Here is a 26,352-nt window from a genome sequence, read left to right on the forward strand (position 1 = left end):
AACTTCATGCTGCACTATAACTTCCCGCCCTATTCGGTTGGCGAAGTTGGTCGTTTCGGTGCTCCTTCGCGTCGTGACACCGGCCATGGCAAGCTCGCATGGCGCGCGCTGCAGGCTGTTCTGCCCAGCAAGGAAGAGTTCCCCTACACGATCCGCGTTGTCTCGGACATTACCGAGTCGAACGGTTCCTCGTCGATGGCCACCGTTTGCGGCGGCGCACTTTCGATGATGGATGCCGGTGTGCCGATCAAGCGTCCGGTTTCCGGTATCGCGATGGGCCTGATCCTCGAAGGCGATGACTTCACCGTGCTGTCCGACATCCTTGGTGACGAAGATCACCTTGGCGACATGGACTTCAAGGTGGCTGGTACGTCTGAGGGCATCACCACGATGCAGATGGACATCAAGGTTGCCGGAATCACCCGCGAGATCTTCGAAGCTGCGCTGAATCAGGCGAAGGGCGGCCGCGCGCACATCCTGGGTGAGATGCAGAAGGCTCTGGGATCGGCTCGCACCGAACTGTCGGCTCACGCTCCGCGCATCGAGACTCTGCAGATCGACAAGTCGAAGATCCGTGAAGTCATCGGGACCGGCGGCAAGGTCATCCGCGAAATCGTCGCCGAAACCGGCGCGAAGGTGGATATCGACGATGAAGGTCTGATCAAGATCAGCTCGTCCGACCTCGGCCAGATCGAAGCCGCCCGCGCATGGATCCTCGGCATCGTCGAGGAAGCAGAAGTCGGCAAGGTCTACGACGGCAAGGTCGTCAACATCGTCGATTTCGGCGCCTTCGTGAACTTCATGGGTGGCAAGGACGGCCTCGTCCACGTTTCGGAAATGCGCAACGAGCGCGTCGAGAAGCCGACCGATGTCGTTTCGGAAGGTCAGGCCGTGAAGGTCAAGGTCCTCGAAATCGATCCGCGGGGCAAGGTTCGCCTGTCCATGCGCGTTGTCGATCAGGAAACCGGCGCTGAGCTGGAAGACACTCGCCCGCCCCGCGAACCCCGCGAACCGCGCGGTGATCGTGGTGATCGTGGTGGCGACCGTCGCCCCGGTGGCGATCGCGGTCGTGGCCCGCGCCGCGATGGCGGTGGTGACCGTGGTCCCCGCCGTGAAGGCGGCGATCGTGGCCCCCGTCGCGAAGAAGGTGGCAACCCCGATCACATGCCGGCGTTCCTCAAGAACGACGACTGATCGGCGTGGTCCCGGCGAAAGCAGGGACGACGAAACTATCAAGGGGAAGGGGCTGCTGCGGCGGCCCCTTTTCTTTTGTGCTGCCCCCGGATCTGGCAGGCGTTCAGGAGGTGACGGCGATCCGCACCGGTTTTTCATGGCTGGCAGAGCGGCTTCCGGCTTGTTCGACGCGGTTCTTGCCGGCGCGTTTGGCGCGGAACAGCGCGGCGTCGGCCAGCGGGATCAGGTCCGATGCCGTGCTTGAAGTGGTAGGCACTGCAGCAATGCCGATCGACGCGGAAACCCGGGCCTGATGCGACTCAGACAGCGATTCAATTCGGCTGCGGATCTGTTCGCCCTTGGTCGCGGCATCTTCGATCGGGCAGTTGGGCAGGATGATAAGGAATTCCTCTCCGCCATAGCGGCAAACCACGTCCGATGGACGCAGCGCGCCGATCATCTGCCCGGCGACATCGCGCAGCACGGCATCGCCCTTGGCATGCCCATGCTCGTCGTTGAGCTTCTTGAAATCGTCGAGGTCGATCATCAGCACCGACGTCGCATTGCCTGAACGTTCGGCCAGGCTGAGATAGCGCTCCAGAGCGTCTTCCATGTAACGGCGGTTGTAGAGTCCGGTCAGCGGATCGCGCATCGACTGGGTGCGCAGCTTTTCGCGTAGCGAGATGTTCGACAGCGCCAGCGACATCGAATCGGCCAGCGCGCGGCCCAGCCGGCGCACATCGAGCAGGCGGGCGAAGGCGTCCGGCGCGTCGCAGGCAATCACGAACAGCCCGTGGACCACGCCGCGCGCCATCATCGGAATTTCCACCGTGCCCACTCGGGAGGCGTGATGGCTGCAGCACAGCGTGCCGGTCTGCGGATCGTTGATATGGGGCTTGCCCCGCTTCAGCGCCCAGCAATTGGCCGGGGCTAGCGTTTCGGGCACGTGGTATTCGCCCGGCATGTTCCACGATCCGGCCAGATCGAGCCGGTCGCGAGAATTGTTGAACACATACAGCGCGGCACCGAACTGCGGCAGAAGACGCAACGAGCTGGCTTGCAGCACGGCGGTGGCATCTTCGTAATTGTCGGCGCTTTGCAGCATGTCCGTCATGGCGAAGAGCTCGTCGGTCTGCTCTTTCGCGCGTGTCGCATCAATCAGCAGATCGGCACGGCTGTGCAACTCGCGGCGGCCATAGACGGCAATGAATGCTTCAAGCGTGAAAGCCGTCGCGGCCAGCAGTCCGGCAGCAAAGGGTCCAGCAGGGCCCCAGGCCAGCGCCTGGCTCACAGCGAGCACGCTGACGCAGCCCAGCATCGAGGCCATGGCCACGCCTGAGGTCGCGCCGATGACCAGCAGGTGCTTCCGGTCGCTTGCAGCCTTCCAGTCAAAGAATTTGCGCGCCATCCGGTCGGTGTCTCCTATCCTGTCCGCTGCTAACGTAAGGGGATTATCAACCAGTTAAGTCGCTGATCACCATCGCCAGAAGTCCCAAACCAACCATTGGTTTAGCCTGTCATCCACTCATGCCGGGTACCGCCAGTTCGATACGGTTGCGGCCGTGTTCCTTGGCCTGGTAAAGCGCTTCGTCAGCCGCCTTCAGCGCGGCGCGGGTATCCGGATAGGCAAAGACATCGGCCACCCCGGCGGAAAAGCTGACAGTCCCGAAGGGGGTGTCGGTCGCCCGGTTGACCAGCTTGCGCGAGCATAGCGATTCGCGGGTCTCGTCCAGCGTCTGCATCGCCTCACGCGCGGTCTTGCCGCGAAAGGCGACGACGAATTCCTCGCCCCCGTGGCGAGCGACATGGCAGCGGTCGTCGGAAATTTCCGACAGGATGCGCGCCACCAACTTGAGCACGCGGTCGCCGGCGTCGTGGCCGTGCACGTCATTGATCAGTTTGAACTTGTCGATGTCGCAAAAGGCCACGCTCAGCGCATCGCGCGAACGCTTGGCCTCGGCATATTCCTTTTCGAGCACGCCTTCGAAGGCGCGACGGTTGGGCAGGCCTGTCAGATGGTCGACTTCGGCCGAGCGCTTCGCTTCTTCAAGGCGGCGCTGCAACTGGCGGGTTTCGCGCTCGGATCGCGCCATGCGGTCTTCAATGTCGCGGGTGCGGTCAAGCATGGCCTTGGCCACGTTGGCGAGTTCGGTGATGACTTCGCCGGCCTTGTTGACGGCGCTCAGCTCATCGACGTGCACCTGCAGCACGCTCTGGTAATCGCTGGTGGCGCTGCGTGCATCGCGGGTGGTCTTGGAGAATTCGTGGATCGATTTTTCCAACCGCTCGCGCAGGGTGGCGATCGAACGGCTGTCGTCGTCGCGGGCGGTCTTCCGGGTCTGTTCGATCCAGGCGGCGTCGATCAGAAATTGTTCTCGCAGGCGCCGGTTGACAAGGCCGGCCAGCCGAGGATCGCTGCCGGTGATGAAGTCATATGCGAAGGCAAGGCTGTCTGAAGATACTGCCAGACCGTGGGCGTGGTGAAATTCGGTGATTTCGTCGATCAGTCCGACATTGGCGAGCGAGGGTGGAGCCGGCGCGGTCAGTGCCTCAGTGTAATCGCCGTCGAGTCCAGTTTCGGTTTGGCCATCGTAGCCCAGCCAACCGCGCATGCGCGTCAAGATGTTTGCATCTGCCATGCTCATGGTTAACGGCGGGTCGAAGCGGTTTTTAAGAGCAGCATGCAGGCTCAGCAGGAATATACTGTTGCGGTGGGGGACGGGTTGTAGATCTGGCTGAGATCGCGGTCATCACGCACATAAAGCGCGGCTTGGCGGTAGATGGTGATGGTAGCGCCAGGCAGGGTGACGGGCCGGTAATCGTAATAGACCTCGGCAAACATGATCGCCGATCCGCTTTCGGCAGTCACGACTGAAGTGACCGGCCCCATCCCGGCGAGAACGGTGCCGACCGCTCCGGTCCCCTGAGTCCCATATTTCGAGCCTACGACTTTTGAGCCCCGGCACCGCTGCCAGTGAATCCACTGGCCGCCGGTGGCATTGGTTTCCAGGCTGGACAGCACCACCCGGCCATTGTTGAATATCGCCATTCCCGGATAAGCGAGATCAGCCGCGCGAAAGGTTTCGCTCACATCGTATTCGCGAAACTGGGCTGCTCCTGAAACCGAAGTCAGTTTGGCCCGGCTGGCGTTGTCGGCGATCTGGATGGCAATCTGGTTGACGCGCAGGTTGGCCAGAGCGAAGCTGGCAAGTTCCAACCCACCCATTGACACGGTTACCAGCAGCGGCAAGGCAACGGCCAGTTCCACCACCGCCACGCCGCTCCGGCATGCGGTCCAGGTTCGCAGGAAACCGCTCAGGTGCATATCTGCACCGCTGTGCGGCTGGTCTGCGATGAAAACGGCTGGTTGCGCAGCGTGGTTGATGAGGTCAGGCGCTGCACCGGCGACAAGCCAAGGCCCGCGACCGGCAGGGTTGAGGTGTACGTGACGGTGGCGGTATAGAGAACGACATCATTGGCGCCGCCCTGACCGCTTTTCGAGCGATCGGAATCCCAGCGTCGATTGTCATTCAGATCGACGTAGCATTCGCCGCTGTCATAGCGGCCATTGGCGTTGCTGTCGGTGAAATCCTCGGGCGCGCTGACATCGCTGAAGGTGGAATAATTGCTCCGCGCAAATTCGACCGATGCCCCCGGAAAGACGGCCTGGACCTGCGCGCGGACGAAGGCGTCGATCTGGCCTTGCGAGGCCGGTCCGCTTTGCAGGCTGGAATTGCGGCCTGCCTGCTGCATTGCGCCTTCCAGCACGGAACGCAGATATTGCGCGAGGCCGAGTTCGAACGATCCCAGCACCAGCATCAACAGCACCGGCAGGATCAGCGCAAATTCCACTGCGGTCGCGCCGCGCCTATCGTGGCTCAGGCGGCAGATCACCGGTTGATCCTGAGGTCGGCAACTTCGCCGGCGATGAACTTGAACGTGGTCTTGAGCGTCGCGGTATCGCTTGAGGCATAGGCTCGGCCGCCGCTGGCGCAGGCGCGCATCTGGTCGGTCAGCGCAACGCCGAAGCCTATCACCCAGACCGTGTAGCCCTTGGCCTTTGCGGCGGAACAGGCGGCAAGATAGCGGGCATTATGATAGGATGTAAGCGTCGAGACATCGCTGCTCACTGGCGCGATCCGGTTGTCGTACCATTCCATCCCATAGGCCGAATAGGCGGTCAGGTGAGGTTCCATGATGCCGTCAGTCAGGAAGATGATGTGCCGGCTGGGCGAGCGGTTACCTTCGTTGACGTTGGACGCCATGATGCCGTCCGGATTGGCCAATCGTGCGCCCCAGACCATGCCGATGTCATGATAGGTGGCGCCCCGGGCGACGAGATTGGTGACATAGGTGTCCAGCCATGAAGGCACTGTCGCCGGGTTGGTGGTGTCAACCTCGGTAAATTTCTTCATGGGCGAGGGGCAGTATTCAGTCGATCCGCTGAGGTTGGTCGTCGAATTGACCGAGGTGTAATAATTGTTTCGATAGAACTCCATCGCCCCCCAATAGGGTTTCCAGCGCGTCGCGTCGGACGAAGGGGCGCTGGCGATGTCAAGGTCGGTTGCGCCGGCTGGCACCGGGTTCATCGTGGCATCGTTGACCGTTTCGCGCTCTTCCAGACAGCCGTCCCAGGTGTCGGACGAGCGGGTCAGTCCCGACGTGCCGGCCATCGCTGCAAGGGTGACCATGTCATAGGTCCCCGACGTCGGTACCGTGGCCGAGGATGAGATCGAGGAGACATAGCTGACCGATCCGAAACTCTTGTAGCTATCAGTCGGCACTGTGCCCTTGCGGTAGACGTAATACGAGAAGCGATAGCTGCTGCCCGTGGCCCAGGTCGTGGTGACGACGGACTTGTTGCGCTTGCAGGTTCCGGTTGCCCACCAGCTGCTTCCGGACGTTTTGGTCCAGGAGTTGTTGGAATAAGTGGTCGTGGTGGTATTTGCCGGAGAGGTGCCGCTGGTCGTGGGATTGTTGCCGTAGGACGGGTAGTCGTTGTTGCCATAGTCATTGCAGTCATTCTGCGAGATGGCATAGGAATAGGTTTCCACCGAATTGGACGGGGCACTGTCGGTCCCGGTGTATTCGGGCGTCCCGAAATAGGCGAGCTTGGTCTGGTACGAATGGCTGTCGGCAATGTAGGACGTCGGCATGGCGCCGGTGGTCAAAAGCTCGCTGGCATTCACCGTCATTGAATAGGGCACGAAGCCGAACCTGATGCGCGTGGTGTTCTTGTCGATCACTGCCGTTGCAACGGTCTTGTAGAAGTCTTTCACCGCCTCGCGCAGGCCCTGGATCTTCGAGCTGGAGCCCGAAGTGCAATCGCTCCCGTCCGGGCGGCAGGCCATCGATCCTGTGGTGTCGAGCACGAACATCACGTCGGCACTGGCAAGCTGCAGTTCGGCGCCGCAATTGACGGTGATGGCATATTGCGACCAGCCGAAAAGCCGCATCAACGTGGCGGGAATCTGCGTGCTGGCCGATCCGGTGACCTCTCCGGCGGCATTGGCCACCGGCGTAAAGCTGGTATTCCCCGCTTGCACCTGGCCGCCGGTGAAGTTGAAATTGAACATCGACTGCGCCTTGGCCGTCTCGGCCGTGCTGAACACGCCGGACTTGCTCATCGCCCGGCGCCCGGCAAGCACGCCCGCGTCGCAGGCGTTCTGCAGGCTGGTACGGGCCATATAGGAACGGCTCATATCGATGCCGCCGCCGATCATCAGCAGCAGCGCAGGCAAGGCCAGCGCGACAATCGACAGGACATTGCCGCCCCGCGCCCCGGCAAGCCGGAGCAGGAGGCGGACAATTCGCATAAAGGCGGGACGTTGGTTCATGGTTGCGCAGGACGGTTACCGACCGCGCAACGATTACCCCCACACGCTTAAGCGGTGGGTGTCAGCACCTTACGTAGTTGCCCGAGGTTCGAACAGGCGCGTATTAGCGGACGCGCGGACCGCCGAAGGGCAGCGGCGGGGGCGGACGGCGATGGCCGCGCGGCAGCTGCGCCTGGTAGGCACGGCCGCAATGGTCCACGCAGTAAGGAAAACCGGGGTTCACCTTTTCACCGCAGAAGTGGAAGTCCGGCTCGCCCGGGTGACCCATCGGCCACCGGCAGATGCGATCGTTGAGATCGAGTAGCGTCGTCTTGCCCTGAATTTCGGCGCTGGGCTTGGCCGGAACCAGACGGCGGGGCGGGGCTGGCGGGATCGGCGCCTGCTGGTCGCCGGGGCCCTGGCGCAGGAATCCGCCCGGGCCGACGGAGACGATGCGCGGCTGTGGCGTGCTGGGCGCGGCGTTCGCTGCAGGTGCGGCAACCGGCGCGCGCGGCGGCGGAGCGAGGCGCGGGGCCGGCTCCGACGGAATCTTCGCCGCCTTGGGCTCGGCCGGCTTGGCGACCTTGGGCGCAGGCGCGGCCTTGGGCGCAGCCTCGTCCTTGTCGTTCGCCTTGACCGGGGAAGGGCGTGCCTTCAACCCGAGGCGATGCGCCTTGCCGATGACCGCGTTGCGCGAAACACCGCCGAGTTCGTCGGCGATCTGGCTGGCTGTTGAGCCGCCTTCCCACATCTTGGTCAGTCGTTCGATACGTTCGTCGGTCCAGCTCATCGCAATTCCTGTTCACGGCTTTCACGCGCGCAGTCGCGCACATGTCTTGCCTTCGTTGCAGCCAGCCGATAGTCGCCCGGGGATGGCCGATCAACCCACATCTCTTGTCGCCGGATCGAAGGCAGTACCCAGGCAGTTTCCGGCCCAGGGCGAACCCGTGATCCACCGCGTCAACAAATTGGGGCTGTGGACCCTCTATATCAAGGAAGTGCGCCGATTTATCAAGGTCCAGACCCAGACTATCTGGGCCCCGGCAATCACAACCCTGCTTCAATTGGTCATTTTCACCGTTGCGCTGGGCCGTGAAGGCCGAGAAGTGCTTGGCGTCTCCTTTGCCACATTCGTTGCGCCGGGCCTGATCGTCATGGGCATGATGAACAATGCCTTCGCCAATTCGAGCTTCAACTTCCTCTCAGGCAAGATGCAAGGGACCATCGTCGACTACCTGATGCCGCCGCTGTCCGAGATTGAATTGATGCTCGGACTGATCGGTGCTGCTGTGACCCGCGCGGTGCTGGTTGGACTGGCGCTCGCCGGTGCCATGTGGCTCTATCCCGGCGTTCACCTCGGCGTACCGCACCTCTGGGCCATCGTGTGGTTCGCACTGATGGGCTCGATGCTTCTGGCCTTCGTTGGGCTCCTGTCATCGATGTGGGCCGAGAAATTCGATCACAACGCCGCGATCACCAACTTCGTCATCATGCCGCTGACGATGCTTTCGGGCACTTTCTATGTCATCGACAACCTTGCGCCCGCTTTCCAGACGATCAGCCGACTCAACCCGATCTTCTACGTCATTTCCGGCTTCCGCTTCGGCTTCCTTGGCCAGAGCGATATTGGCAGCACAAACGAGGCGGTTCTGCACGGCGCGATCGGGCTGGGTGTGCTGAACCTCGTGGTGGGCACAGTGTGCTTCCTCCTGCTCAAGCGCGGCTGGAAGCTGAAAAGCTGACCGGAACTTGCCCGCTCAGTGGGTGAGGCTGGCCCGCAGGTGGTAACGGCCATCGGCAAAGTCCTGAAACAGCTCATCGACCGATGGATGATCGACTGGCCCGGCTTCACCGTCGCCGGTCAGGTTCTGCTGGCTGACATAGGCTATGTAGCTCGATTCACCGTTCTCGGCGAGCAGGTGGTAATACGGCTGCTCGCGCGTGGGGCGCACTTCCTTGGGAATCGATTCGTACCATTCATCGCTGTTGGCGAACACCGGATCGATATCGAAGATCACCCCGCGAAAGTCATGGGTGCGGTGGCGCACGACATCGCCAATGGCAAAGCGCGCGCGCGAATGGCTCGGCGCCTCGACCAGGCGTCCGGCCTGCGGTGAGTAGAAATGGGCGCGTTCGATGCGGTTCATGGTCCCAATATATTCTTGTGCACCTGCGAAACAAGCAGCGGACCGAATAACTTCCCCGAAATTCGTTCAATGCAGGGCTTGGCAAGCGCCCCGCGCTGCGCTAACCGCGCCGTTCTTCGACCGGACGGCCCCCGCGCCGCCCGCAGGCGATCTCACGGAGAGGTGGCAGAGTGGTCGAATGCGCCGCACTCGAAATGCGGTTTACGGGTAACCGTAACGTGGGTTCGAATCCCACCCTCTCCGCCATAACCCCATGATAACAAAGCGAACTGCAAGATCGTTCCCAAGGCGCTGCAATCGTGCGCGGCCTGCTGACCTATGAATGCGACGTCGTGGCCATGCTCGGACAGCGGTATTGCATTGCGCTGGTAGTTGGCGAATGGGTTGCCCATGAGCAAGAAGCGCCGGTATCTCACTGCGACCATGCCCGATGGCTATATTAAAACCATCGGCCCGACAGCGGACGGTTTTACGCACTATTGGCGCATTGTCGCAGACCTTGAAGGCGGCAAGACCGAGGTGTTCTGGGGCCACACCCGCTCGCTTGCCGAGGCGCGCCGCAAGCGGGCGCCGGCTGAACAGGCGGCGCGGACCCGGGGATGGAAGAGCTTTTCGTTTGAAATCGCCGAGCTTGTCGAAACGCCGGCCAACTAGCGCCGCCAGACTGCATCGGCCCGCAGATGGCGACCGAGATCGCGGCGGCTCCACATGTTGAGCAGCGCAATCGTGACTTTCAGTTGAACCCGTGCAGTTTCATTCGCGGTGAATACGGGATCGTAGCGATCCGCCGCCTCCGCCGGGTCGGGCACTTCGCGCAGGATGGCAGGCGGGGCTGTCGTCATGTGCAGGGCTGACAGCATCACGTGCATTTCCACGTGCTGCGCAAGCTCGCCTCGATCGAGTATTGGCGCGCCTGCCTGCGCATATTCGGCGACGAAGAGATCAATAAGGCCGTCGAAATGCCGGTCATGCGTTTCTGGCTCCGCCGCGCCCAGGCAACCCCAGATCGACTGGGCCACTGACATCTGCCCGACACTGCCCCAGTCGATCAGTCCAGACCGCAGCGCGCCCTCCGGTTCGCGCCAGAACCACGCATTGTCGATGTTCGCGTTCATGTGACAAAGCGCGATCATCTCTGGCCGGGCAAGCAGGTAGCGCAGGATCTGCGTCTGTTGTCCGGCCGCGATCGGGGCGGCGGCGCAGAAGGCATCCAGAAAGCCCCGGTCGGCGATATGCGCGGGGAAAAGGTGCGGATATCGCAGGATGAATTCGGCGAGGCGGTTGATCCGCTTGGCCAGCAACTGCAGGTCAAATGGTGGACGTCGCGCGATCAGCCGGTCGGCATCGAACGGGAAATCGCGCTCGACAATGTCGCCAAGCTGGCCCGATTTGTGCGCGCCAGATAGCCGCGCCAGATTGGTGATCAGTGCCCGGTAGTGCGGCAACGGATCGGGCAACAGGTGGTCCATGCATTTCGGGTGATGCGGCTCGATCGCGCCTTGGCCATAGGCAATCCGTTCCGTGATCAGGATGCCCGTCAGCGTGTCCTGCTGAATATCGGCAAAGTAGCATTGCGGCACGTCGACCGGAAAGCCGGCCGTGCGCGAAAGCTTCGCCAACCGCACTTCGGACGGCATGTGATAGCTGCCACTGTCGCGCACCTTGTCGTGGAAATTGCGCGAGAATTTCACGAACAGATTGCGCGCCAAGACGGGCCCGTCGCGTTCATAGGCTACCGAAAGCAGCGCCTTGACGCCGGTGCCGCCCAGCATCCATTCGTCAAGACCGGTGATCGCCGTAACGCGGTTATCCGCCCCCAGCGCGCCGCTGGCGCGAAAGGCGCGCGTCAGGAATTCCGGCCCGCCGGATCTGAGCGCTTCGGGATGGGCGGGGAAATCGAGGCTGAACAGGTCGCCGCGTGCCCAGTCGATGATCGCCGTCTCTGTCATGGCGAGCGGCTAGCACGATGCGGCAGGCGCACAAGAGCGTTTGCGGCGGTTACCAGACTGTCGATTGCGTCTGCGACCGGCTGGCGACTTGCGGAAAATCCGGTTAGCGGCAGCCCATGAGCATCATTGCAACGATCATGAATTCGGCGACTGGCCGACCCATCCAGAAGATGACCTTCAACCGGATGCCCAAGCCATGGGCGAGCTTCAACCTTGCCTCCGGAGAACTGGTGGTTGCCGAGCGCGTCGACGTGGGCAAGCCGGCGCCCGGCAAGTTTGCCGCGCCGGTCGATATCTGGGTGAAGCTGAAGCCTGCGGACTGAGCCGGGAAGGGCACCATGGACTCTCCCGATCTTGCCATTCGTCTGCGCCGCGCCGCCTTCAATCGCGCGATTGCGGACGCGGATCTTGCGGCCATCGGCCAATTTCTGACGAACGATGTCGTGCTGGTCGCCGGAACAGACAGTGCGCTGCTGACCGGGCGCAAAGCGCAGCTGCTGGCGTGGAAGCGCGAATTCGCGAGCGCCAATCGCACGGTCTACGCGCGCCTTCCTCACAGGATCGAGTTTTCGGCAGTTGCGCCGATTGCGATGGAGCATGGCGAGTGGCAGGGCGTGACCCTCTCCGGGACAAATCTGGCATCGGGCACCTACGCCGCCAAGTGGCGAAAAGCCGGCGGGGAATGGATGCTTGAGGCTGAGATTTTTCTCACTCTGGCGTGAACTGGCGGAACAGATGACAGGAATGATGGCGATGATTGAGCCGGGTGCGACGTTCAAGGATAACCTGCAGCAATTGCCGCCTGTATCGGGCGTGCAGCGCATCGACCTCGTTGACGCCAATGGCCGGGTGGTTGCCAGCATCGAGAATCAACCGGGCAAGCAGGGCTCGGTGGCCGTCTATAACTACCTGAAGCAGGCCTTTGGCACGTTGGACAGTGCGACGGCCGAGCATGGCCTGCTCGTGTTTGGCGAGCACACGGCGGATGCCCGCGCGCGTCCCGGCGCTCATCCGAATGTCGATCGGCTGCTGGCGATTGCGGCGGGCGGCGCTGCGCTGGACATTCAAGTTACCGCCGATAGCGATTGACCGGCGGCGCTTAATCCAGCGCGATCCAGTCGTGAAGGTCGGGGGCTTCTCCCAGCAGGGCGAGGCCATGGGCGATCGAGGTCATCTCATTGCCGCTGGCGATCCTGTCCGGCCCAAAGCGCTGTTCAAACACGCGGCGCACGGCGGGGATCAATGACGAGCCGCCCGTCAGGAACACCTGATCGATCTGGCTGGCATCCAGCCCGGCATTGGCCAGCGCCGCGTCAAGCGTTTCGCCGATCCGGACCAAGTCTGGCGCGATCCAGCTTTCGAAATCGCTGCGGCTGACCTCGGCATCGATCACGAGTCCGGGACCTTCGAAGTGGAAATGGCCATGGGTTTCGTTCGACAGGCTGCGCTTGAGCTGACCCACGGCTTCATACAGGGCATAGCCCAGTTCGTTTTCTACCACCGCGATCATCCGGGCAATGGCGGCGGGGTCGGTGGCGCTGCGCTCCAGCTGCGCCAATTGGGCGAGCGTCCGGCGGTTGCGCATCAGGGCGAGGCGCGACCAGTCGCCGAATTCGGTAAAATGCCCGGCCGGAATGTCCAGTACCTTGCCGAAGGAATTATACGTGCCGCCCTTGCCCAGCAGGGGGAGCACAAGCTTGTCCATGATCCGGCTGTCGAACCTGTCCCCGGCAATGCCGATGCCGGCCGATCCAAGCGGCACGCAGCGCTGTGCCGCGCCCGGCGGGCCAACCTTCACGATTGAAAAGTCACTGGTGCCGCCGCCGAAATCCGCCACCAGCAGCGTGGCCGGGTCGGAAAGGCCCGTGGCAAAGCCATAGGCTGCTCCCAGTGGCTCGTAGACATAGTGGATTTCCCGGCCGAGCAGCGCAAACATCGCATCGTAGCGGCGGCGCGCAAGTGCCGGATCGGGCTGCGCACCGACATAACGCACGGGCCGCCCCACCACGATGCGTTCGGGCAGATTGCGCAGCGCCTCCTCGCCGTGGGCCAGCAGGTGCTTCAGGAAAATCTGGCCCAGATCCTCAAAGCGCAGCCGCTTTTCGAACAGGTTGGCATGTTCGAACGTGGCCCGGGCGGCGACCGACTTGAAGCTTTGCAGCAAGCGCGACCCCTGCGGGAAATCGAGGAATTCGGCGATCGCCCATGGGCCGGCTTCGTGCGCCAGCCCGCCCGCAGCGCTGTCCTCCGGCCAGAAGCACAAGGCCGACCGGAAGACCGAACTGGTGCCACCAGGCGCGTCAAATTCAACCAGTTCGGCAGTCCCGGTGCCCGATGCCATGGCGATAACCGAATTGGTCGTGCCAAAGTCGATGCCGACCGCGCGGGCGGGGGAAATGCTGGCCGGCATGAATAAAGCGTCCTCGAAAGCGGTCGGCGCCTATGGCAGCGCGGCCGCGATCCGGCAATCGCTTTGCCCTTCGTCTTTCGTAAATCGCCCTTTAACGGACGTCTTCGCCACTGGCATACGCACGCAGGAAGTCTGTGGTTACTGCCTTGGCTTCGGCCTCTATGTCTTCTGGCGTTGCACGGAAGCCCAGCAGCAGCGTGCGCTGGTGCAGATCGCCAAGGCACATGCTCAGTATCATTTGCGCGGCACGCTTAGGATCCGAGGGGCGCATTGTGCCAACTTCAATTTGAGTCTGGAAATAATGGGCCAGCAGTTGTCCGACAGGTTCACGGCCGCGGCTGGAGAAAATCCTGCCGACTTCAGGAAAGCGGCCGCTTTCAGCCGCGACCAAGCGATAGAGCCCGCAGCCATCGTGCGATGTGACCTTGGTGATGAACCTTCGGCAGAAGGCCAGGACAGTCTCGGCAAAGGCCCCTTTGTGCGTGAGCACGTCATCCAATTGTGCGCGAAACTCGGCCGTCGCATCGTCCATGACGGCTGCGAACAGGTCTTCCTTGGAGGGAAAGTAGCCCCAAAGCGTGCTTTTTGATCCGCCGAGTTCGGTGGCGATTGCTGACATCGAAGTGCCAGCATAGCCGCGTTCCATGAACGACAGGGCGGCGATTTCGACGATGGCCTGACGCCGACCAAGCTTGTTGGCCTCGCGTTTGCCCAAGGTTTTTACATCCAGTCCCATAGACGTACTATAGGGTACAGTTTTGTGTTGACAAGTCCGGATTGCGCGACCATCTGAAAGCCGTACCCAATAGTACGGTAATTCCAATGCGCGATTCCCCCCGCCACGTTCACTTTGCTCTGCTGACACTCCCCTTGCTGCTTGCCGGTTGCGCCTCTGTGCCGCAGCTCGGCGAGCGGCCCGAGATGCGCGAGGCCTCAGCGATTGCTGCGAGTCGTTCGCTCGCGTCTGACAATGGGACTTCTGCTTGGCCTGCAGGTGCTTGGTGGAGCGTCTATGGCGATGCGCAGCTCAGCAAGCTGATTACCGAGGGACTCAGCGGTTCGCCTGATCTTGTCGCCGCCGCCGCGCGTTTGCGGGCCGCCGAAGGCTATGCCCAGCAGGCTGGGGCCGCCCGGCAGCCGCAAGTGGGTGTCGAAGCCAGCGGTGCGGCCAGCAAGCAGAGTTACAATAACGGCATCCCGCCTGCCTTCGTGCCGCAGGGCTGGAACGATAGTGGGCGCGTCGCTGCGACTTTCGGATTCGACCTCGACCTATGGGGCAAGAACCGCGCCGCGCTGGCCGCTGCGACGTCCGATGCCGATGCCGCGCGGATCGAGGTTGCACAGGCGCGCCTCGTGCTCTCGACCAGCATCGCCGCTGCTTACGCCGATCTGGCGCGCTTTGCAGCCGAGCGTTTGGTTCAGGATCAGGCGCTGGCGGTTCGTCTGCAGACGCAGAAGCTGGTCGCGGACCGGGTCGCAGTCGGGCTCGACACCCGGGCGGAACTAGAACAGGCGAGCGGCGCCGTGCCGCTGGCGCGCGCTGAACTGGCTGCGACGGACGAAGCCATCGGGCTGACCCGCAATCGCATCGCCGCGCTTGTCGGAGCAGGGCCCGATCGCGGTCTGTCCATCGCGTTGCCGTTCAAGCTGGGAAGCTCGGCAATGATCCCCGCGACTGTCACCACCGATCTTGTCGGCCGCCGACCGGACATTGCCTCAGCCCGCGCCCGGGTCGAAGCAGCCGCCAGCCGGATCAAGGTTGCCCGCGCCGATTTCTATCCGGCAGTCAATCTGAGCGCGATGATCGGCTTCCAGTCGTTAGGTCTTGGCAACTTGCTCAGCAGCGGATCGACGTTCGGCACCGCTGGCCCGGCGATCAGCCTGCCGATCTTTCGCGGCGGGCAGCTGGCCGGTCAGTACAAGGGCGCGCGTGCAAGCTATGATGCGGCCGTCGCTGCCTATGACGGTACGGTGCTGAGCGCATACCGCGAGGTCGCCGATGCGGTGACCAGCCGTAACGCACTGGCGACGCGGCTAGCCCAGAGCCGGGCAGCGCTCGGCAATTCCGAACAGGCCTATTCGATTGCGCGCCAGCGTTTCGAAGGCGGCCTTTCGACCTATCTCCACGTGCTCAGCGCCGAGGAGAAACTGCTTCAGACCCGCATGATCGTTGCCGATCTCGAAGCGCGGGCCTTCACCCTCGACGTTGCCCTGGTGCGCGCGCTGGGCGGCGGCTTTTCAACAACTCCCGAAAATGCGGCGGTTGCCGTGCCCAGGAACAAGACCAATGGCTGAAGCCGATCCCGGAATCCTCGAAGGGCTTGAACTCGAAACTGCGGACGCGGGACGCAAGGCCCGCCGCAACAAGCTGCTGTCGATCATCGGGATCGCGGTTCTCGCCGCGCTGCTGATCTATGGCGCGTGGTATTTTCTGGTCGGCAGCCGCACGATCAGCACCGACAATGCCTATGTCGGGGCCGATACCGCCAGTGTCACCCCGATGGTTTCGGGTCAGGTGATCGAGGTTGCCGTGGCCGATACCCAGGTGGTCCGCAAAGGCGACGTGCTGGTGCGGCTCGATGATAGCGAGGCGCGGATCGCGCTTGCCCAGGCGGAGGCCGATCTTGCCAAGGCCCGGCGCCAGTTCGGCCAGGCCGCGGCAACGAGCAGCGCACTATCCGCACAGGTGCAGGCCCGCTCGGCTGAGGAAGGTCGCGCCCGCGCCCAGCTTTCGGCGGCGCAGGCGGAATTTGCCAAGGCCAGCGTTGATCTTGATCGTCGGCGCAAACTTGCCCCCGGCGGTGCGGTGTCGGGCGACGAGCTGTCTTCGGCTACCAGTGCCTATGCGGCCGCTCGTGCCAACCTTGATCTGGCCCGCGCCGGCATCTCGCAGGCCGGGGCGATCCGCAATGCGGCGAGCAGCGAACTTGCGGCCAACAATGCCTTGATCAGCGGCACCACGGCGGGCTCCTCGCCCGATGTTCTGGCGGCGCAGGCGCGGCTTGATCTGGCGCGGCTCAATCTGGAGCGCACGGTCGTCCGCGCGCCGATCGCTGGCGTGATCACTCGCCGCAGCGTGCAGACCGGACAGCGAGTCGGCTCGGGCGCGCCGCTGATGCTGATCGTTCCGGTCGAACAGGTCTATGTCGATGCCAATTTCAAGGAAGCGCAGCTGCGGCGGCTTAAGATTGGCCAACCCGTGACGCTGACATCTGACCTCTATGGCAGCGGAGTTGAATTCCACGGCAAGGTTGTCGGGATGTCGGGCGGTACCGGTTCGTCCTTTGCGCTTATCCCCGCGCAGAATGCCACTGGTAACTGGATCAAGGTGGTCCAGCGGCTTCCGGTGAGGGTCGCCCTCGACCCGCGCGAATTGCGCGCCCATCCGCTGCGGGTTGGCTTGTCGATGGAAGCGGTAATCGACGTCTCGGCGCAGTAGGGAGCCGGCCCATGACAGCGAACGAGGCGGCATCGGCGCCGTTCACCGGCAAGAAGCTGCTGATGGCGGGCATGGTCCTGGCGCTCGCCAATTTCATGATCGTCCTCGATACGACGATCGCCAATGTCTCGGTGCAGCACATCGCTGGCAGCCTTGGTATATCGCCAAGTCAGGGTGTCTGGGTGATCACGTCCTACGCCGTCGCCGAAGCGATCAGTGTGCCGCTGACCGGCTGGCTAGCTGGCCGCTACGGAGCTGTGCTAACCTTCACCGTCGGCATGTTCGGCTTCGGGCTGTTCTCGGTGCTGTGCGGAATGTCGACGTCACTGACGATGCTCGTCGCCTGCCGGATCGGCCAAGGGCTGTGCGGCGGGCCGCTGATGCCGCTCACGCAGACGCTGCTCCTGCGTATCTTCCGCAAGGATCAAGAAGCGCAAGCCATGGCGCTGTGGGCCATGACCACGCTGGTTGCTCCGATCATCGGCCCGATTCTGGGCGGATCGATCAGCGACAACTTGTCGTGGAACTGGATCTTCCTGATCAACTTGCCCGTTGCCTTGCTCTGCGGCTTTGGCGCGATGCGCTTGTTGCGCCCGATCGAGACCCCGGGGCAGCCGCTCAAGGTGGATCGGACGGGGCTGTTCCTCATGGTGTTGTGGATTGCCGCGCTGCAAATTCTGCTCGATCTGGGCCGCGAACATGACTGGTTCAATGACACGTCGATGGTCGTGCTCGGCCTTACCGCTCTGATCGGCTTTGCCGTCTTCATCGCTTGGGAACTGGGGGAGAGGCAGCCGATCGTCGACATCCGGGTGTTCCGGCACCGGGGCTTTACGGTCGCGGTTACGGCGCTGTCGTTCTCGTTCGCGGCGTTCTTTTCGACCATGGTGATCGTGCCGCAGTGGCTGCAGGCGAGTCTTGGCTACACCGCAACCTATGCTGGCTATGCCACCGCTTTCACCGGCGTGGCCGCAATTGTCATGGCGCCGGTCGTGGCCAAGCTTTCCACCCGCGTCGATCCGCGCCTGCTGGTCTGTTTCGGGATCCTCTGGCTCGGCATGACCGCGCTGCTGCGTTCGCAGTGGAACAGTCAGGCCGATTTCTGGACACTGGCCATGCCGCAGCTGATCATGGGCTTTGGTATGCCGTTCTTCTTCGTGCCTTTGACCACGCTTGCCTTGGCCGCAGTCGAGCCTGAGGAAACTGCCTCGGCGGCGGGCGTGATGAATTTCCTGCGGACCATGGCAGGCGCGATCGGAACGTCGATTTCAGCCACCATTTGGAACGATAATGCTGTGGTTGCGCGAAGCGAAATGACCGGCAGGCTCAACACGCGTGAGGCGCAGGACGCGCTCGCGGCGCAGGGATGGACTGTCGACCAGACACGTGTCGCCGTGGGTCAGCTGGTCGATCAGCAAAGCCTGGCGCTTGCCACCAACCACGTCTTCCAGATTGCCGCGCTGATCTTTGCCGGGGCGGCGATGATCATCTGGCTGGCCCCTCGGCCGCAGCGCGAAGTTGACACGACTGCAGTGCACTAAAGCGCGATGGGCCAGCGGCGTAAAAAGCTGGCCGTTCCATTCAGAAGATGGGCGCGATAGCCAGAACCTCGATCGCGCCGTCCTTGCCCGAGAAATCGAGCAGGTCGCCCGCTTGCGCGCCCATCAGAGCGCGGGCGAGGGGGGCGGAGTAGGATACCAGGCCGCTGGTGGGATCGGCCTCGTCATCGCCAACAATGCCGAGCGTGCGCTCCTTGCCGTTCATGCGGAAGGTGACTCGCGTGCCGATCTCCACGGTTTCGCCCGAGGGCGCCGGGACCAGTTCCGCGGTGATCTGGCGGGTCTGCCAATAGCGCAGGTCGCGCTTGGCGGACTTCAACTGCGGGTCGTCAGCCGCGCGGTCGGCCAGTTCGGCAACCTGCGCCTCGACCGCCGCCACGCGTTCGCCGATCAGGGCCAATCCGCGCGGTGTGACAAGGTTCGGTCCCGGCGGGATCGGGATTTCGAACTTGGGCTCAAGGTGTTCCTCGTCCCCCTCGCGCCGGAAGGCTACGCTCATCGGTGGGCGCTCACGCGGCGAACATTTCGAGCGCTTCGCTGGCTTCGAGCCATGCCGCCTCGGCCGCTTCGATGGCGGTTTCGATTTCGGCGCGGCGCTTCATCAGTTCGGACATGGTCAGCTTGGCAAAAGCTGGTTCGGCGCTCTTGGGGTCGAACATGGCCTGATCGACGGCCTTCAGTTGCTGGGTAAGCTTGGCCAGTTCCGCCTCGGCGTTTTTCGCACGCTTGCGGATTTCCTGGCCCTTCTCGCGCGCGGCGGCAGCGGCCTTGCGCTGTTCCTTCTTGTTCACCCCGCGACTTTCGCCGCCGTTTTCGCCGCCCTTGCGGGCAGAGGCTGGGTCCTTGGCGAGGACGAAGGCGATGTAATCGTCGATTGAACCGTCAAAATCATGCGCCGTGCCCTGATCGACCAGCACCAGCCGGTCGGCGGTCATTTCCAGCATGTGCCGGTCATGGCTGACGATCACCACGGCGCCGGTATAGTCGTTCAGCGCCTGAATCAGGGCTTCACGCGCGTCGACGTCCAAGTGGTTGGTCGGCTCGTCGAGGATCAGCATGTGCGGCGCATCGCGGGTGATCAGCGCCAGCGCGAGGCGCGCGCGTTCGCCGCCCGAGAGCTTGCCGACTTCGGTCATCGCCTTAGGCCCGGCAAAGCCGAAGCGGCCCAATTGCGCGCGTACCGCGCCCGGGCTGGTGCCGGGCATGGCAACTGTCATGTGCTGCAGCGGGGTCTCCGAACGGTCCAGTTCTTCGACCTGATACTGGGTGAAATAGCCGACCCGCATCTTGCCGCTGGCGGCCATCTTGCCTTCCATCGGGGCCAGCTGGGCGGCCAGCAGGCGGGCCAGCGTGGTCTTGCCGTTGCCGTTGCGGCCCAGCAGGGCGATGCGGTCATCTGGATCGATGCGCAGGTTCAACCGCTGCAGCACCGGTGTTTCGCTGTAGCCGACCGAGGCGAGGTCAAGCGTGATGAGCGGCGGGCGCAGTTCGTCGGGTGGCGGGAAATCGAAGCTGAGCGAGGGATCGTCGATCAGTTCGGCAATCGGCTGCAGCTTGGCCAGCGCCTTCTGGCGCGACTGGGCCTGCTTCGCGGTGGACGCGCGGGCGGAGTTCTTTGCGATATATTCCTGCAGGTGATCGCGCTGCGCCTGTTGCTTGGCGCGGGCCGAGGCGATCTGCGCCTGCCGTTCGGCCCGCTGGCGCTCGAACGCGTTGTAGCCGCCGGGATAGAGCGTGAGCTTGCCGCCCGACAGGTGCAGGATGTGATCGACCACGTTGTTGAGGAAATCGCGTTCGTGGCTGACCAGCAGGATCGTGGCCGGATAGGACCGCAGGAAATCCTCAAGCCACAGCACGGCTTCAAGATCGAGGTGGTTTGACGGTTCGTCGAGCAGCAACAGGTCGGGCTGCGAGAACAGCAGCGCAGCCAGCGCCACGCGCATCCGCCAGCCACCGGAAAAGCTTTCGAGCGGCTGGTGCTGGGCCGCTTCGTCAAAACCAAGCCCGACGAGAATTCGCGATGCGCGAGAAGGGGCGGAGTGCGCGTCGATGGCGATCAGCCGGTCATGAACCTCGGCGAGCGCTTGCGGATCGCTGCAATCCTCGCTCTTCAGCATCAGTTCGGCGCGCTCGGTGTCGGCGGCGAGGACGGTCTCGAACGGGGTGGAATCACCGCCGGGCGCTTCCTGCGCGATATAGCCCAGCCGGCTGCCGCGGGGCATGGTGACATCGCCGGCGTCCGCCTCAAGCATGCCGGCGATCACCCGCACAAGCGTGGACTTGCCCGCGCCATTGCGGCCGATGAGGCCAATGCGGCCGTTTGGCGGCAACTTGGCGGTCGCATCGTCGATGATCGTTCGCCCGCCAAGGCGAACCGTGATTCCGGTCAGGTTAAGCATGGCGCGCGCCTAGCACCGCTGCGCGGCGAGCAAAAGCGCGATCAGCTTTCCGAGCGCGAATTGCCTTCGCGCCGGCTGCGGATGGCGGCGATCTTGGCCGCGTCGATGCGGAACGTGCTGACCAGCCAGGCCATCGCTCCGCCGGCCACGACGATCAGGGCGAGGATGAACCACGCCAGCGCCTCAACCTTGCCTTGCGGCATAGCCTCTACTGACAAGCCGACCGGGAAGGCGATCAGGCCGAGGAACGATCCGGCAAGCAGGGCCACCGCGCCGCTGCCCAGTTGCAGCCCGACGAACATCATCGCCGCAACCGTGCCCTGCGCGGGGCGGCCGGTGTTGTATTCGTGTTCGTCGCCGATCTCGTAAGTGACGATGTTGAACGGCACCACGTAAAGCCCGTAGGCCAGTCCGCCAAGGAAGCGCAGCGCCGCGATCAGCACCCCAATGGCGGCGGTGCCGGCTGCCGGGGCGAGGCCGCTGAGGGGCAGGACGACAGCGAGCGCCTGACAGGTGAAGAAGGCGGACAGGCCGATGACCATGGCTCGCCGGCTGCTGAACAACTTGAGGAACAGCGGCGCCATCAGCATGGCGAGGATCGAGCCGAACGTCGCTGCCATCAGCAGGCGGGGCGTCCAGGCCTGGTCGAGTTGCCAGAAGTAGGTCGCCAGATGCAGCGACAGCTGGTTGATTACCGAATTGACGAACAGCACGAGGAAGGCGACCGCAAGCAGCTTGCCGACATTCGGCGTGATGCGGATCGACTGCACCAGCGCGCGCAGGACGGCCAGCGGGCCTGTGCCGGTATTGCCTGCTTCAGGTCCTGCTTCGGGCGAGTGGCGCTCTGCCGCCTCGATCATGCGTGCGCGGCGATAGGTGCCCAGCGCGCCGATCACCATCAGCAGCCCGCCAAGCCCGGCGACGAACAGACCGAAGCCGGGGTAGGGTGCCGGATCAAGTTGTGGCCGGGTAAAGCCGGGCCGATGTGCGAAGAACACGCTGAAAGCAACGGCTGGCACGCTGAGGATAATCGCCTGATTGCCAAGGTTGCGCAGCACCGCGACCAGCCGGCGCTCCTTCTCGCTCGAGGTCAGTTCGCCGCCCAGCGCATAGGCCGGCACCGTCCAGAACGAGATGCCGATGCGCGCCAGCAATCCCCAACCGAGCAGCCAGCTGAGGATCTGCATCTGGCTCATCGCGGCGGGCGGGGCGAAGACCATGGCGATGCCCACGGTAAACGGCAGAATGGCGGCGAACATCAGGCTGTGCCTGCGGCCAAGGCGAGTTCCTGTCAGCCGGTCGGACAATGCGCCGATCCACGGATCGACGAGGGTGTCGAAGACCACGATCACGCTGATGGCGAGGCCGATCAGCCAGCCGTTCAGTCCGACAACTTGGGCATAAAAGAACAGGACGAAGGCGTCCCAAGCGAACGATTTGAGCAGTTCGGGCATGGCGCAGACCATCCACGCCAAGCGTTCCGGCCAGGTCAGGCGCGCGAATGGGGGTGCTCCTTGGGCCATGTCAGCCTCTCCCGGAAGAACGGGCGCTGCATTGGCGCCTCAATTAGAATGATGATTTCTAATTGAGGTCGGGCAAATGTCAATCGGCGTAAAAATAGGCGAGGCACATCCGGCCCAGCTCGCGCTTGAGCAGGCTCCAGTCATAGCCATGGGCAGCCTCGCCCGAAGAGCCCAGGCTCAGCTGCCGGGCCAGAGTGGCAAAGATGATGTGAAACGCTGCCTCAGCCTTGCCCTTGTGATCGCTCCCGCCAAACTGCGCGGAATACTTCATGAAAGCTTCAGTTGCGTCGGCTTCGGCGCGCAGAGCGTTTTCCTTGCCGGGGCCGGAGACCAGCGGATCGAACACGGCGCGTTCCATGGTCATACGCAGCAGCGGGGCGTGGCGGCGCAGCAGTTCGGCATAGCCTTCGACAAACGCGGGGACGAAGCTGTCGAGGTCAGGGCAATCCTTGCCCAGCTTGGCGAGCAAGGCGGTTTCCTCTGCGCGCAGACTGTCGAGCGCTTCGGCGATGACGCCGCGCACCAGATTGTCCTTGCTTTCAAAGCGCAGGTAAATCGATCCGATCGAAACCTGCCCGCGCTCGCTGACTTCCTGAAGGGTAAACTCCTCGCTGCCGCGTTCCAGCATCAGTTCACGCGCGGCCACCAGCATGCGTTCGAGCGAGGCCTTGGAGCGGCCCTGCTGAGGCTTGCGGCTGACGTCTGCGACAGCAAAAGTCTGGGTTGCGCCCTTCTTCTTCAATCCTGTCGACATACGTCTATCCCACCAGCCTGTGCAGTCGCGTCCATGCGCCAGCCATGAGCAAAGATACACCGGGTTTTGCGCTGAATCCAAATCTCAACTCTTATTCTTCCCCTGTTTGCCGATAGAGGCACAGTCAGCGCGGTGCCGGAATGAAGCGGTTGACCGCAAGCCAACGCTCGAAAAGGAAAATCCAGTCATTGCTGGACGTTCCCGCCGACCCGAGGCCAAAGCCGTGTCCGCCGTTCTGCAAGAGATGGAATTCCACCGGTGCTCCGACCTTGCGCCAGCTGTCGACAAGGCCGAAATCGCCCCGTTCGAATAACACGTCGTCACTGGCAATCAGCGCGAACATCGGCGGCGCACCTTGCGGCACGGGACCGGCGCGCTGGTGGCCATAGATCGGCGCGATGAAGGCCGGGCGCGCCGTGGGATCATTGGCATAGGTGACGCTGAGTGTCAGGAAGGCACCTGCGGAAAAACCCATCATGCCGATCCTTGCCGGTTCGACGCCGTACTTGGCCGCATTGGCCCGGACATGGCGCAGCGCAGCCTGTCCATCGGCCAACGTGGTCGCCGGAGTGTCGTCTTGCGGGCGAAAGCTCGCCTTTCCGCCGGATCGCAATGATACCAGTTCGCGGCGGAAAATTGCCGGGTCGGCCGGAGTAGTCAGCAGGCGGTATTTCAGGACGAAAGCAGCAACGCCATGATCGGCCAGCCACTTGGCGACACGGTAGCCCTCCTCTTCGATCGCGAGGCCAAGGAAACCGCCCCCCGGCGCAATGATCACGGCCGCGCCGGTGTTTGCCTTGGGAGATGGTAGGAAGGGCGTAAGCGTTGCCGCGCTGGTGTTGCGGACCTGCAGTGAGCCGTTGATCCGGTACCAATCCTCCACCGGTTCGCCGGGACCGGTGCCGAGCGCCACTTCGCCCGGGTAGTCGGCGCGCGCGGCGTTGGTGAAGGTCAGGCCGCCGTCCTGCGCCTGCGCTTCGATCGGGCAGGCGGCGAGCGCAAGAGCGAAAGCAAACCGCAAGGTCATGAGCGTCTCTTCATGGATAGCAAGGCGAAGGTGCAGAGCGCGCCGCACAGTCCGACTAGCCCGGTTGTCAGGAAAGCCCCCTGCATCGAACCGGCGTGAACATCAAGTGCGTGGACAAGGCGCGGCGACTGCGACTGGGCGAGGAAAAACGCCGCCGTCCAGATGCCCATGCCGCGGCCACGGTGCTGGAAATCGAACTTGGTCTGCGCCCAGCCAATAAGGGTCGGTACGGTCATCCCGGCGGCGGTTTGCTGCACGATCAGCGCGGCGGCCATCATCGCTGGCGTCGTCGCCAAACCGATGCCAGCCAGCCCGCTGCCCAGCAAGGCGAGAACAACGCCGATCTGCAGTTTGTAGCTACGGTGCGCGATCAGACGGAACAGGACCGCGCCGGCAAGGATGAAGAGCTGCGGCACAAAGATGATTGCCGCATAGGCGCGGGAATCCGTGACTCCAACTTCGGCAAAGACCAGCGAACCATTGATGATGAACACGTAGTACAGCATCGAAAAGAAGAAGGTGACGGTGGCGATTGTCAGGGCCGCTTGCCACGGAAACGGCGTTTTGGCTGGCACCTTCAAGGAGGCTCCCACACTGTCATGGGCCAACGCCTTGTTCGGCTCGAAGATCCAAAAGACCATCGCTACCCAGATCGGCAATGCGATGAGGTAAACGTAAAACACCCCGTTCCATTGCAGTTTGGTGGCATAGCCGACAATGAGCGCGACAATCCCGGCGATGAACGGCCCAAGCAGGCCTTGCAGGAACAGCCAGTTCTTGCGTCCCTTATCGTCCCAGTAATCGCCGATCAGCGTATTGACGACGGTGAGGATGATGCCTTCCGATACGCCCAGCAGCAGGCGGGAGGCATAGATGTGATCAAGGCTGTCGAGCAGTAGCGGTGCCGCGCCGAACACGCCATAGGACAGCGTGCCTGCCAGCAGCAGAGGTCGCCGCCCGAACTTGTCGACCAGTAATCCGGCGAACGGCGCAAGAAGCGCCATTGTCAGCCCCGGAGCGCCGATCATCGCCGGAATGCGCGCGCGCGCTTCGGGATCGCTGGCGAAGTGGGCGATCATCGCCGGAACTGCAGGTCCCATCGCGACAATGGCAATGATCGGCAGGAAGGCCGCGATGACAACAACCATGCCTTGCCGCTTCAACGTCAGGTCATGGAAAAAGGCACGCATCGCGTTCATTCAGACTCTCCCCGGCGGCAGCATTGCGCGCTTCCGCACTTGATTTTCACCCGCCTATCAGACTAGAACTATCATTTCAAATAGAAGATCGGGAGAGTGCTTGGTGACCTTCGTTCGCAATGCCTGGTACCTTGCTGCATGGAGCGATGAAGTGCCTTCGGAAGGCTGGCTTACCCGGCGCCTGCTTGGCCAGCCGTGGCTGCTGATGCGCCGTGCGGACGGCAGCGCGGCTATGGTGGCTGACCGCTGTCCGCACCGCTTCGTGCCGCTGAGCAAAGGCCGGCGCGATGGCGATCGCCTGTTCTGCGGCTATCACGGGCTGGGTTTCGATCTCTTCGGCAAATGCGTGCACAACCCCTTCGGGGGCGAACCGCCCGCAGCTGCAAAGTTGGACGCACCGCGCGTGGAGGAACGGCATGGCGGCCTGTGGTTCTGGGCGGGAGGAGCGGAGGACGCCGATCCTGCGCTGATCCCCGATTTTGCCTTTATCGACGAAGGCAGTCCTTGCGAACGGGCGGTCTATACCATGGCCGTCAATTACGAGCTGATCGCGGATAACCTCCTCGATCTCAGCCACGCGGAATATCTCCATGTCGATAGCTTCGGCACCAATGGCTCGCTGCTGACCCACGGCAAGCAGACGGTGAAGCAGGACAAAGACGGCGCCGTCTGGAACCTCTGGGATATCACCGATGCCGTGCCACCGGGCTGGGCCATGCCAATGCTGGGCGAGGGCGAGCGGGTCGATCAGTGGCTGCACATCCGCTGGCACGCCCCGGCCAGCCTTGCACTGTTCATCGGCATCGCGCGCGCCGGAACGCAGCTTGACCCACTGGTGCCGCCGATGGCCAACCCGCACATCCTGACACCCGAGACCGAGACGTCGACGCATTACTTCTTCACGCACCCGCCGGGTGAGGAAGAGGCGAGGCAGGCGCGGCGGGTGTTCCTTGAAGA

General features: G+C 63.1%; 26 protein-coding genes and 1 tRNA gene. 11 read left to right on the forward strand and 16 right to left on the reverse strand.

The genetic code is table 11. From position 1 onward, the window contains the following. Positions 1–1,194: polyribonucleotide nucleotidyltransferase (gene pnp / locus RMO89_RS05460; RefSeq protein WP_310531709.1), on the forward strand; the 1,194-nt coding region annotated here is incomplete at its 5' end. Positions 1,195–1,297: 103 nt separating this feature from the next. Here pnp and RMO89_RS05465 read toward each other — a convergent pair. The 6 genes from RMO89_RS05465 to RMO89_RS05490 form a co-directional block, all read right to left on the reverse strand. Next, positions 1,298–2,581: a sensor domain-containing diguanylate cyclase gene (locus RMO89_RS05465; RefSeq protein ID WP_310531710.1), complete on the reverse strand. Its 1,284-nt coding sequence runs from the start codon at positions 2,579–2,581 to the stop codon at positions 1,298–1,300. 109 nt (positions 2,582–2,690) lie between these two features. Then, the gene (locus RMO89_RS05470; protein WP_310531712.1) at positions 2,691–3,812 is read right to left on the reverse strand and encodes a GGDEF domain-containing protein; all 1,122 of its coding nucleotides are present in this window, start codon (positions 3,810–3,812) and stop codon (positions 2,691–2,693) included. A 50-nt stretch (positions 3,813–3,862) separates the two neighbouring features. Beyond that, the gene (locus RMO89_RS05475; RefSeq protein WP_310531713.1) at positions 3,863–4,441 is read right to left on the reverse strand and encodes a hypothetical protein; all 579 of its coding nucleotides are present in this window, start codon (positions 4,439–4,441) and stop codon (positions 3,863–3,865) included. A gap of 47 nt (positions 4,442–4,488) precedes the next feature. Further along, positions 4,489–5,067: a pilus assembly protein gene (locus RMO89_RS05480; RefSeq protein ID WP_310531714.1), complete on the reverse strand. Its 579-nt coding sequence runs from the start codon at positions 5,065–5,067 to the stop codon at positions 4,489–4,491. Further along, complete coding sequence (locus tag RMO89_RS05485) at positions 5,064–7,010, reverse strand: pilus assembly protein TadG-related protein (RefSeq protein WP_310531715.1); 1,947 nt, start codon at positions 7,008–7,010, stop codon at positions 5,064–5,066. The genes RMO89_RS05480 and RMO89_RS05485 overlap by 4 nt, the downstream gene beginning before the upstream one ends. Positions 7,011–7,113: 103 nt before the next feature. Further along, positions 7,114–7,779 carry a GcrA family cell cycle regulator gene (locus tag RMO89_RS05490; protein WP_310531716.1) on the reverse strand — a complete coding sequence of 222 codons (666 nt, stop codon included), beginning with the start codon at positions 7,777–7,779 and terminating at the stop codon, positions 7,114–7,116. 82 nt (positions 7,780–7,861) lie between these two features. On the opposite strand from RMO89_RS05490, the gene RMO89_RS05495 reads away from it, so the two are divergent. After that, on the forward strand, positions 7,862–8,731 hold the full coding sequence (locus RMO89_RS05495) for an ABC transporter permease (RefSeq protein WP_310531718.1): 870 nt from the start codon (positions 7,862–7,864) through the stop codon (positions 8,729–8,731). 15 nt (positions 8,732–8,746) lie between these two features. Here the strand turns inward: RMO89_RS05495 and hspQ are convergent, their stop codons facing one another. Next, positions 8,747–9,127: a heat shock protein HspQ gene (gene hspQ, locus RMO89_RS05500; protein ID WP_310531740.1), complete on the reverse strand. Its 381-nt coding sequence runs from the start codon at positions 9,125–9,127 to the stop codon at positions 8,747–8,749. 165 nt (positions 9,128–9,292) lie between these two features. Between hspQ and RMO89_RS05505 the strand changes: the two genes are divergently transcribed. Together RMO89_RS05505 and RMO89_RS05510 are read left to right on the forward strand one after the other, a co-directional pair. After that, positions 9,293–9,382: transfer RNA gene (locus RMO89_RS05505), tRNA-Ser, on the forward strand. A 144-nt stretch (positions 9,383–9,526) separates the two neighbouring features. Continuing rightward, on the forward strand, positions 9,527–9,790 hold the full coding sequence (locus RMO89_RS05510) for a hypothetical protein (protein ID WP_310531719.1): 264 nt from the start codon (positions 9,527–9,529) through the stop codon (positions 9,788–9,790). Here the strand turns inward: RMO89_RS05510 and RMO89_RS05515 are convergent. Further along, positions 9,787–11,085 (reverse strand): hypothetical protein, encoded by a 1,299-nt coding sequence (locus RMO89_RS05515; RefSeq protein WP_310531720.1) that lies wholly within the window; start codon positions 11,083–11,085, stop codon positions 9,787–9,789. The genes RMO89_RS05510 and RMO89_RS05515 overlap by 4 nt on opposite strands. 116 nt (positions 11,086–11,201) lie before the next feature. On the opposite strand from RMO89_RS05515, the gene RMO89_RS05520 reads away from it, so the two are divergent. From RMO89_RS05520 to RMO89_RS05530, 3 genes are read left to right on the forward strand one after another with little or no spacing between them, the layout of a single operon-like run. Continuing rightward, positions 11,202–11,408, forward strand: a complete 207-nt coding sequence (locus RMO89_RS05520; protein WP_310531721.1) for a hypothetical protein — start codon at positions 11,202–11,204, stop codon at positions 11,406–11,408. Between the two features lie 15 nt (positions 11,409–11,423). After that, positions 11,424–11,807 carry a DUF4440 domain-containing protein gene (locus tag RMO89_RS05525; protein WP_310531722.1) on the forward strand — a complete coding sequence of 128 codons (384 nt, stop codon included), beginning with the start codon at positions 11,424–11,426 and terminating at the stop codon, positions 11,805–11,807. Between the two features lie 31 nt (positions 11,808–11,838). Further along, positions 11,839–12,174: a DUF2322 family protein gene (locus RMO89_RS05530; protein WP_310531723.1), complete on the forward strand. Its 336-nt coding sequence runs from the start codon at positions 11,839–11,841 to the stop codon at positions 12,172–12,174. 10 nt (positions 12,175–12,184) lie between these two features. On the opposite strand, the gene RMO89_RS05535 is transcribed toward RMO89_RS05530, so the two are convergent. Together RMO89_RS05535 and RMO89_RS05540 are read right to left on the reverse strand one after the other, a co-directional pair. Beyond that, positions 12,185–13,495 (reverse strand): Hsp70 family protein, encoded by a 1,311-nt coding sequence (locus RMO89_RS05535; protein WP_310531724.1) that lies wholly within the window; start codon positions 13,493–13,495, stop codon positions 12,185–12,187. 91 nt (positions 13,496–13,586) lie between these two features. Next, positions 13,587–14,231: a TetR/AcrR family transcriptional regulator gene (locus tag RMO89_RS05540; RefSeq protein WP_310531726.1), complete on the reverse strand. Its 645-nt coding sequence runs from the start codon at positions 14,229–14,231 to the stop codon at positions 13,587–13,589. Between the two features lie 86 nt (positions 14,232–14,317). Between RMO89_RS05540 and RMO89_RS05545 the strand changes: the two genes are divergently transcribed. Genes RMO89_RS05545 through RMO89_RS05555 form a run of 3 tightly spaced genes read left to right on the forward strand, consistent with a single transcriptional unit; the run spans position 14,318 to position 18,475 of the window. After that, positions 14,318–15,790: an efflux transporter outer membrane subunit gene (locus RMO89_RS05545; protein WP_310531727.1), complete on the forward strand. Its 1,473-nt coding sequence runs from the start codon at positions 14,318–14,320 to the stop codon at positions 15,788–15,790. Continuing rightward, on the forward strand, positions 15,783–16,934 hold the full coding sequence (locus tag RMO89_RS05550) for an HlyD family efflux transporter periplasmic adaptor subunit (RefSeq protein WP_310531729.1): 1,152 nt from the start codon (positions 15,783–15,785) through the stop codon (positions 16,932–16,934). The genes RMO89_RS05545 and RMO89_RS05550 overlap by 8 nt, the downstream gene beginning before the upstream one ends. Before the next feature lie 11 nt (positions 16,935–16,945). Further along, positions 16,946–18,475 (forward strand): DHA2 family efflux MFS transporter permease subunit, encoded by a 1,530-nt coding sequence (locus RMO89_RS05555; protein WP_310531730.1) that lies wholly within the window; start codon positions 16,946–16,948, stop codon positions 18,473–18,475. Between the two features lie 40 nt (positions 18,476–18,515). Here the strand turns inward: RMO89_RS05555 and RMO89_RS05560 are convergent, their stop codons facing one another. From RMO89_RS05560 to RMO89_RS05585, 6 genes are all read right to left on the reverse strand, one after another. After that, on the reverse strand, positions 18,516–18,992 hold the full coding sequence (locus tag RMO89_RS05560; protein ID WP_310531732.1) for a GreA/GreB family elongation factor: 477 nt from the start codon (positions 18,990–18,992) through the stop codon (positions 18,516–18,518). 10 nt (positions 18,993–19,002) lie between these two features. Next, complete coding sequence (locus RMO89_RS05565; protein ID WP_310531733.1) at positions 19,003–20,892, reverse strand: ABC-F family ATP-binding cassette domain-containing protein; 1,890 nt, start codon at positions 20,890–20,892, stop codon at positions 19,003–19,005. Positions 20,893–20,933: 41 nt separating this feature from the next. Next, entirely contained in the window at positions 20,934–22,415 is a 1,482-nt protein-coding gene (locus RMO89_RS05570; RefSeq protein ID WP_310531734.1) for an MFS transporter, read from the reverse strand. Positions 22,416–22,494: 79 nt separating this feature from the next. Then, positions 22,495–23,169: a TetR/AcrR family transcriptional regulator gene (locus RMO89_RS05575; RefSeq protein ID WP_310531735.1), complete on the reverse strand. Its 675-nt coding sequence runs from the start codon at positions 23,167–23,169 to the stop codon at positions 22,495–22,497. Between the two features lie 124 nt (positions 23,170–23,293). Then, positions 23,294–24,196 carry an alpha/beta hydrolase gene (locus tag RMO89_RS05580; RefSeq protein ID WP_310531736.1) on the reverse strand — a complete coding sequence of 301 codons (903 nt, stop codon included), beginning with the start codon at positions 24,194–24,196 and terminating at the stop codon, positions 23,294–23,296. After that, on the reverse strand, positions 24,193–25,395 hold the full coding sequence (locus tag RMO89_RS05585; protein WP_310531737.1) for an MFS transporter: 1,203 nt from the start codon (positions 25,393–25,395) through the stop codon (positions 24,193–24,195). Before RMO89_RS05585 ends, RMO89_RS05580 begins: the two co-directional genes overlap by 4 nt. A gap of 103 nt (positions 25,396–25,498) precedes the next feature. On the opposite strand from RMO89_RS05585, the gene RMO89_RS05590 reads away from it, so the two are divergent. Further along, on the forward strand, positions 25,499–26,352 hold an 854-nt coding region (locus RMO89_RS05590; RefSeq protein WP_310531738.1), incomplete at its 3' end, for an aromatic ring-hydroxylating dioxygenase subunit alpha.

Source organism: Novosphingobium sp., assembly GCF_031424035.1.
GTDB lineage: Bacteria > Pseudomonadota > Alphaproteobacteria > Sphingomonadales > Sphingomonadaceae > Novosphingobium.